At 59.6% G+C, this 7,399-nt stretch carries 8 protein-coding genes and 1 pseudogene; 4 read left to right on the forward strand and 5 right to left on the reverse strand.

What is annotated here, in order from left to right; all coding sequences use genetic code 11:
* Positions 1 to 78: 78 nt before the first annotated feature.
* Positions 79 to 1,332, forward strand: a pseudogene (locus tag EXZ48_RS33740) (ATP-dependent helicase); the annotation flags it as partial.
* A 3-nt stretch (positions 1,333 to 1,335) separates the two neighbouring features.
* The gene (gene dinB / locus EXZ48_RS33745; RefSeq protein WP_245290311.1) at positions 1,336 to 2,457 is read left to right on the forward strand and encodes a DNA polymerase IV; all 1,122 of its coding nucleotides are present in this window, start codon (positions 1,336 to 1,338) and stop codon (positions 2,455 to 2,457) included.
* 157 nt (positions 2,458 to 2,614) lie between these two features.
* On the opposite strand, the gene EXZ48_RS33750 is transcribed toward dinB, so the two are convergent.
* Positions 2,615 to 3,184 (reverse strand): hypothetical protein, encoded by a 570-nt coding sequence (locus EXZ48_RS33750; protein ID WP_130521412.1) that lies wholly within the window; start codon positions 3,182 to 3,184, stop codon positions 2,615 to 2,617.
* 140 nt (positions 3,185 to 3,324) lie between these two features.
* Complete coding sequence (locus EXZ48_RS33755) at positions 3,325 to 3,993, reverse strand: hypothetical protein (protein WP_082342960.1); 669 nt, start codon at positions 3,991 to 3,993, stop codon at positions 3,325 to 3,327.
* Positions 3,994 to 4,190: 197 nt separating this feature from the next.
* Here EXZ48_RS33755 and EXZ48_RS33760 point away from each other — a divergent pair, with 197 nt between their 5' ends.
* On the forward strand, positions 4,191 to 4,394 hold the full coding sequence (locus tag EXZ48_RS33760) for a cold-shock protein (RefSeq protein WP_050747045.1): 204 nt from the start codon (positions 4,191 to 4,193) through the stop codon (positions 4,392 to 4,394).
* Positions 4,395 to 4,417: 23 nt separating this feature from the next.
* On the opposite strand, the gene EXZ48_RS33765 is transcribed toward EXZ48_RS33760, so the two are convergent.
* On the reverse strand, positions 4,418 to 4,858 hold the full coding sequence (locus EXZ48_RS33765) for a DUF1810 domain-containing protein (RefSeq protein WP_050747050.1): 441 nt from the start codon (positions 4,856 to 4,858) through the stop codon (positions 4,418 to 4,420).
* Positions 4,859 to 5,636: 778 nt separating this feature from the next.
* Between EXZ48_RS33765 and EXZ48_RS35170 the strand changes: the two genes are divergently transcribed.
* The gene (locus EXZ48_RS35170) at positions 5,637 to 5,933 is read left to right on the forward strand and encodes a hypothetical protein (protein ID WP_165909509.1); all 297 of its coding nucleotides are present in this window, start codon (positions 5,637 to 5,639) and stop codon (positions 5,931 to 5,933) included.
* Between the two features lie 34 nt (positions 5,934 to 5,967).
* Here the strand turns inward: EXZ48_RS35170 and EXZ48_RS35870 are convergent, their stop codons facing one another.
* On the reverse strand, positions 5,968 to 6,096 hold the full coding sequence (locus EXZ48_RS35870; protein WP_256370939.1) for a hypothetical protein: 129 nt from the start codon (positions 6,094 to 6,096) through the stop codon (positions 5,968 to 5,970).
* Positions 6,097 to 6,325: 229 nt separating this feature from the next.
* A complete protein-coding gene (locus EXZ48_RS33780; protein WP_130521416.1) occupies positions 6,326 to 7,081 on the reverse strand; it encodes an NYN domain-containing protein in 756 nt (251 codons plus the stop codon).
* Positions 7,082 to 7,399 lie beyond the last annotated feature (318 nt).

The following is a 7,399-nucleotide window of genomic DNA, read 5'->3' on the forward strand; positions in this document are numbered from 1 at the left end:
ATCGCGTTGCCGATCCAAGCCTGAAATTCAGGACAAAGAAATGATTGCGTCCTACGTCAGGTTAAGGCGACGCCACCGTCGATCTACTCCTTCCGCGCGGCCACCATTCGCAACATCCTGGATTTCCCGAAAGAATTCTCGCCACGTCCAACGGACGTTATCACGCTCGACCGCAACTACCGTTCGACCCAACCGATCCTGGCGGCGGCCAACGGTGTCATCGAGCTTGCGCGGGAACGCTACACCAAAAACCTCTGGACCGACCGCGCTTCGGAGCAACGGCCGATGCTGGTGACGGTCAAGGATGAGGTCGATCAAGCCGCCTATATCGTCGAGCAGGTGCTGGCAAACCGTGAAATCGGGATTACGCTGAAGCAGCAAGCGGCCCTATTCCGAACCTCAAGCCACAGCAGCGCACTGGAGATCGAGCTTACCCGCCGCAACATTCCCTTCGTGAAATTCGGCGGCCTCAAATTCCTCGATGCCGCGCACGTCAAGGACTTGCTGGCGGTCATGCGGTTTGCGCAAAATCCGCGCGACCGGGTTGCCGGATTCCGGGTGCTGAAGCTGCTGCCCGGTATCGGGCCTCAGACGGCTGGCAAAATCCTCGACACGATTGCCGCCGACCCCGAGCCCTTGCAGTCGCTCGCCGAAATTCCACCACCCGCCAAAACCGGCGAAGACTGGCCAGCCTTCGTGACGCTGGTCTCGGCGCTGCGAAAGGCCGACGCGGGATGGCCGGCGGAGATCGGCACGGTGCGGATGTGGTACGAGCCGCATCTCGATCGCATCCATGAGGACGCCGACACGCGCAAGGACGATCTTGTCCAGCTCGAGCAGATTGCCAGCGGCTACGCCAGCCGCGAGCGGTTCCTCACGGAGCTGACCCTGGACCCGCCCGACGCGACCAGCGATCAGGCCGGCGTGCCGCTGCTTGACGAGGACTACTTGATCCTATCGACCATACATTCGGCCAAGGGGCAGGAGTGGCGGGCGGTGTTCATGCTCAACGTCGTTGACGGCTGCATTCCGTCTGACCTCGGCGTCGGCACGACAGAGGAGCTCGAGGAGGAGCGCCGGCTGCTCTATGTCGGCATGACGCGGGCGCGCGACAATCTCACCCTGGTTACGCCGCAGCGTTTCTTTACGCACGGCCAGTCTTCCACGGGTGATCGTCATGTCTATGCGTCGCGAACGCGCTTCATCCCGGCCACGCTCTTGCAATATTTCGAGACGACAAGCTGGCCGAAGGTTTCGGCCGCGGCCAGTGAGCGAAGCGCGCGACAGATCCGGATCGATGTCGGTGCGCGCATGCGGTCGATGTGGAAGTGAGCCATGCAGCCCGTCACGTCGATCGAGATGATGGATCAAAAACCGGACCGCGACGAGCGGGTCCGGCGCATCATCCATGTGGACATGGATGCTTTCTATGCCTCGGTCGAGCAGCGCGATCATCCCGAGCTGCGCGGTAAGCCTGTCGCGGTTGGCGGTTCGGCTGCCCGCGGCGTCGTGGCGGCGGCAAGCTATGAGGCGCGCGCTTTCGGCGTGCGATCCGCTCTTCCTTCGATTACCGCTAAACGTCGCTGCCCAGACCTGATCTTCGTCCCCCCACGCTTTGACGTCTACCGTGCGGTTTCCGCGCAGATTCATGCGATTTTTGCCGAGTACACCGACTTGATCGAGCCCTTGTCGCTCGACGAGGCCTATCTGGATGTCACCGACAACAAACAGGGCATTCCGATCGCGACGGAGATCGCCACCAGGATTCGCGCCCGCATCAAGGAAGTGACCGGGCTCAATGCCTCTGCCGGTATTTCCTACTGCAAGTTTCTCGCAAAAATGGCCTCGGACCTCAACAAGCCCAACGGCCAGGCCGTTATCACGCCCAAGCATGGCCCCGCCTTTGTCGAGGCGCTGGCCGTCAAGAAATTCCACGGCGTTGGGCCTGCAACGGCGAAGAGGATGGCAGCGATTGGAATTGAAACCGGAGCGGACCTCAAGGCAAAATCGCTCCCCTTCCTTCAGGAGCATTTCGGCAAATCCGGCGCCTGGTACTACAATATCTCCCGCGGAATCGATCATCGGGTGGTGCAACCGGATCGGCCACGCAAGTCCGTCGGCGCCGAAGACACGTTCATGGTCGACATCGTCGATCCGAAGGCCGCGCGCGCCGAGATCACACCCCTCGCCGCGAAGGTCTGGCGGCATTGCGAGGGCAATGGCCTTCATGGGCGGACAGTCACACTGAAGGTCAAATATGCCGACTTCCAGATCATCACCCGCAGCAAGACGAGTGCAGTGCCCATCGCCACGATGGATGATCTCGAAGCCATTAGCCAATCGCTCCTCGATCCCTTGTTCCCGACGTCGAAAGGTATTCGCCTGCTCGGCGTCACGCTTTCTTCATTCATGGACGACGAGGTGAGTGAGGCCAATCAGCTCGAGCTGCAGATTTAGGTTCCCGCGGATCGAAGATCGGCAGGTCGAAATCCGAGGCAAGTGCCTTGTTCGCTTTATTGGTTCGGCGGTTGATGCGGGCGACCTTCTAAACCAGGATAGTCGCAAGCAGATATGAGCTGGCAAAGTCGTACAATGACCCGGATCGACAAAAAGCTCACTTCGATTCAAAACGGCTGAGCATCTGCCTCAGTTGATCATTTTGAAGCCGGAGCTTCACTGCCAGCTGGAACCGTAGTTTCCGGATCTCGCTGTCCAGCGTCCGAACTGGATCTGGTTCCTTTGCAACCGCTTTCTCCGCCAAGGCGATAGCCGCGTCCGCGTCCCTGGGATGACCCGGCAACTCCACCTTGGCCTTCTTCCGGGTCACGCGCGGGGCCCTATTCGGCGGATTTCGACGTTTGGCGCCGATGATCACCACAGTGCGATCCGGGGCCAAGGCGATGGCTTCATCGGCCGACACAGAGTCAGCCACCTCTGCTGCCATTGACGGCGGTGGCTCCTGACGATCACCGGCTTCGCCCTTGCCACCTTGCGACGCGGCCGATGGTTTCGGCTGAGGTGTAGGCTCGCCCCCTATCGATGCTTCAGAAGCGGTCGAATTGGCTCCTGGCCCTTCGACCTCTTTGGGGATCTCGGTGAAGCTGGCGTGGCCAACGTCGTGCTGATCCGCAGTCTTTCCCCGAGACAGCAATCCGGTGAGAAGTTTCCAGGGCGATTTTACCATCGCTTTTCAACTCCCATCATGTCGTACGCCCCGGCAACCCATTGGGCAGCGGAGACGAAGATGCCCGTTGTCAGCGGTCGAGCTAAATCGCACTGAAGAGGAGGGCCGGCCTGATAGCCGACCAATCCTCCGACATCAGCTCAGAAGAGACCGAGTCGCTTGCGGAGATCAGCATTCTCCGCGCGGAGCTTTTCCGCAAGCAGCTTGCGCAGGCGCTGGTTTTCCTGCTCGAGCTGAAGCAGATCCTCCATCTCCTCACCAGCCGCTGTGATAGGCGAGACAGCCTGCGTGGCGGGTTCGACAGTCGACTCGACAGCAGCCTTGGCTTTGCGTCCGCCACGACGAGCAGCTGGCTTTACCTCGGCTGCGGCGTTCTTGCTACCCCTCTTAGCCCGTGTTTTCTTAACAGCGGGCGCGTCGCCCAAAGCATCAGAAGCTGCGGTTTCCGGCGCCACTTTCTTGGTCCGCGGGCCTCGCTTCTTGGGCTCAGGGGCCTTTGGCAGAGCAGTTTCGGGTTCGGTGGACACCTGTTCGGTCATGCTTGTGTCGTCGGCCATCTGTTCCTCCAGTGCAAAGATTGATGTTGTTTTTTGCTGCAGATCTGCTGTCAACGCGGGCGCGTGGGCTACCTCGTGCGTCGCCGCATCTGAATCGGCGCGAAGCCCTTCAACGCTAGATGCCTCCGCCGTGCCGCCATCCTCGGCGAACCGGCGCAAATCGACGTTGCCCCAGATTGAGTTGGATTGCGGCGTGAGTTTTCGACGCGCACCCTTGTATTCAACGACAAAATTCTTTTGTGGCTTCTTCAAATGATCGAGGCTCCAGGTACACGCATTTGGTCATGCGCAGAGAGACATGTCTCGCACAGAAATGCAAATTCCGCCCCCGCGCAAGGCCGGGCATGCCGAAAACGGTTGTGCTATCGAGGATGAATGGTTGCGGCAATGTCAGCCGATCCATAATATTTGCCGGCGGCGTCGACGCCGCTTGTTTCACGAGGATAACCATGGCGACGGGCACCGTTAAGTTTTTCAATCAGGACAAGGGTTTTGGCTTCATCACGCCCGACAATGGCGGGCAGGATGTATTCGTCCATGTCTCGGCGGTGCTGTCGGGCGGGCCTCTGAAAGATGGCACGAAGGTCAGCTATGACATCGGTCAGGATCGCAAGACCGGAAAGTCGAAAGCGGAAGATGTTCGCGCGATCTGATCGACCTCTGCGGCACGCGGCGGTTATTTGCCGCCGCCTATGAGTTCGAGAGTACGACGATCTGGCTCGCCGGCAAAGAAGCGCTCCAAAGCGAGCCGGAAACGTTCCCCGTCCTCAGCGGCAGCTTCGCCGAACAGCGTCATCGATGAGCGGAATTTCAGATCATCGGGCGAACTGAAAATATCATGGGCGGAACGGTCGGTTACTCCAAGCACCGCATCAGTGGCCCGCGCCAATCTGTCAGCAAGTACCGAATGTCGGAGATAAGCCCGGGCTTCCTCGATAGAGCCGATGCGGTAGAAGTCCGCGGTGGGAGACCTGCCCAGCGCGCGCAATTGCGGGAAGATGAACCACATCCAATGGGTTTGCTTGCGTCCGGCCCTGAGTTCAGCGAGCACCGTCTCGAAGACGCGGTCTTGTGCTGCAACGAAGCGGGAAAGCTCGAAAGGATCGTCCTTTCGGATGACGCCGTCAGATCGGTGCGGCGGCCAGGAGGACCGCGACTGGCACCGTGATTGCCGACGCGCTGATCGCGACCGCCGCCGCAAGCCTGATCAGGCGGGCGCGTCTCGCGCGCCGAGGATCCCATTCATACGCCATACCTGTCCCTCCGAACGTCAGAACATCATGTGACGCCGAGAGAGTCCATCCCCTTCCGAGCTCGCGCGTGATCTCGCGAGCTATTGCAAAGCGCCGCACGGCTCTTATTTCTTGCTGCGGAGGTCATTGGAGTAGCTGCGATGCAGGAACCCGTCATAAATATCGTGTCGAATGATACGGTCGAAATCTTGGTGCCGAGCGGAAACAATGGCCGGCTCCAATGCTCTGTCGTCTGCCTCTGTTGCGAGCGGGCGGACCAGCCGATGGACGACGATGGCTGCGGCATTTGCGATGCATGCCTTGGTGTACCCATTCGAGCACCCGATGCTTCGGACGGCCTTGAATGTCTGACGCCCTCCCCCCATCTATCGCTCAACGCCCGTCATCGATGACTGCCTGCAGCGATTGTACTCAGTCGCGCGTTTGTGGTCGTCCGGGTTTGAATGGCGCTCCCCGAAAGGGTCGAGCGCCATTCGTTCATTTCGGCATTACACCTACCATGATTGCGACGAACGTTTGACTTCCTGTCGTGGTGCACCAGATGAGCACCGTTCGTCCGACTCAAGCGGAAGAACTGGGGAGGTCTCGCAGCCCCCGCTGCATCGGATCTCCCCATCAACAGACATGCATGCGGGACACGAAATGCCGCTTATCAGAAAGCAGGGCGCATCGACGCCGAAGGAACTCGGGCTGTTCTGGCCAATGCAGACGTCCGACGGAATGACCGTCGACGTCTTCATCTATGCCAGCACACTGCAGCAACTCGATCAGGCCTCGCTTGGCCCGGTCGGGTTGCTCAAACGGCATAGGACTTTGCTCGAAAGCATCGCAAGCGAGAAATTCGACCGACAAGGCGCGACCGGCACCAATCTCCATATTACGGAAGAGGATCTACGCGTCGCGCAAGCGAGCGGAGCGAAGGCAGACGACGCACAGTAGGGGCATAGGATCGGTGATGACGCCAACGTGGTCATCACGCATCCGTCGTCGGCCTCGCGCCCCGTCCCTCGACTTCATTCGCTTTCATCGCGGCTTCGATCTGCCCGATCACCTTTGCCGCCTTGAGTAAGATTGCCTTCATCTCATCGTCGTAGAGATACACCGGCATCCCTCCCGCCTGAATGATCCATAGCCTCGGCGGATTCCTGAAGCCGCCCGAACTCCCCGAGCAAATCCCAGCCCTCCTTGATCGTGACGTAGGCACATCCGAGCAGTCGAAGCTTTTCGCCTTCGGAGAGTGTTTGCACCTCGTCCGCCGCGCTCGTCAGTTCCGCGACTACGTCAGCAATTCTCTTCACCAATCGCCTCACCTGCGTGGGCCGCCGGCAGCTCTACGACGGATTTGCTTTTGGTTTTGACTTGGCTTGTGGCTTGATCCGGATACGCAACAGTCCGCCCTGCGGATGGTCGATCTCGAAAGCGTTCGTCTTACGTACTAGGTCGCTGAGTTTCCGGAAGCCGTAGGTGCGCGGATCGAAGTCGGACGCGAGATTTGCAAGCTGGGTCCCGACCGCGCCAAGGGGCACCCAGCCGTCCTCGCTCTCCATCTGCGCAATAACCTTGCGGATGATCGGCACTGCAGCAGATAGCTGCTGCAGGGGTTTCGCCGTCACAGTGGATTCCACTTCATTCGCGGGCGCGGAAGGCATAAGGTTTTCGGTATAGACAAACCGCCGGCAAGCCTGTCGGAAGCTCTCCGGCGTCTTCTGTTCGCCGAAACCGAACACATCTATTCCCTGCTCACGGATGCGCGCGGCAAGCCGCGTGAAATCGCTATCGGAGGAAACTAGGCAAAAGCCGTCGAAACGACCGCTATGGAGGAGATCCATGGCATCGATCACCAGGGTGATGTCTGAAGCGTTCTTGCCCGTCTTATAGGCAAACTGCTGCTGTGGTATGACCGCATGTTTGGCCAATATCTCGGCCCAGGCCTTCGAGCGCGCGCTGGAGAAATCACCGTAGATGCGGCGGACGCTGGCCTCGCCGATCTTGGCAATCTCCTCGAACAGGCCATCCGCGATCTTCGCAGAGGCATTGTCGGCATCGATGAGAACGGCAAGACGAGGCGAACGGGGTTCGGATGGCATGAGGCCTCCTGTCAGAGGATGGGGCAGGGGAGTATACCGCCCCACGACTGGAGGTCGATAGAAATTGGATTGAGGACAGGACAGAGCGTGATGCGGTCACCTTCAGTTTTCCCAACAAGAGTGCGAAGTCGTGATAAAGACCTGCAGTCATCGCGACCGCGTGGAGCGCTTCATCGGAACGGATTAACAGGCCATGCGTTCCGGCTGGCGGTCTTGAGATCCCATCAGGGGTGAGTAGCGGCCTGCACCGTGGCAGAGTGAGGTCGCTAGAAAACTCTCTGGAGGCCAACCATGCCGATAACAGCAGATCAATCTCAA

The sequence above is a fragment of the Shinella sp. JR1-6 genome, from assembly GCF_004284735.1.
In the GTDB taxonomy this organism is placed as follows: Bacteria; Pseudomonadota; Alphaproteobacteria; order Rhizobiales; family Rhizobiaceae; genus Shinella.

Excerpts from the sequence above, each read along its gene's own strand:
- EXZ48_RS33780 (WP_130521416.1), bottom strand. The coding sequence starts at position 7,081 with ATGCCATCCGAACCCCGTTCGCCTCGTCTTGCCGTTCTCATCGATGCC.
- EXZ48_RS33760 (WP_050747045.1), top strand. The coding sequence starts at position 4,191 with ATGGCGACGGGCACCGTTAAGTTTTTCAATCAGGACAAGGGTTTTGGC.
- EXZ48_RS35170 (WP_165909509.1), top strand. The coding sequence starts at position 5,637 with ATGCCGCTTATCAGAAAGCAGGGCGCATCGACGCCGAAGGAACTCGGG.
- dinB (WP_245290311.1), top strand. The coding sequence starts at position 1,336 with ATGCAGCCCGTCACGTCGATCGAGATGATGGATCAAAAACCGGACCGC.
- EXZ48_RS33750 (WP_130521412.1), bottom strand. The coding sequence starts at position 3,184 with ATGGTAAAATCGCCCTGGAAACTTCTCACCGGATTGCTGTCTCGGGGA.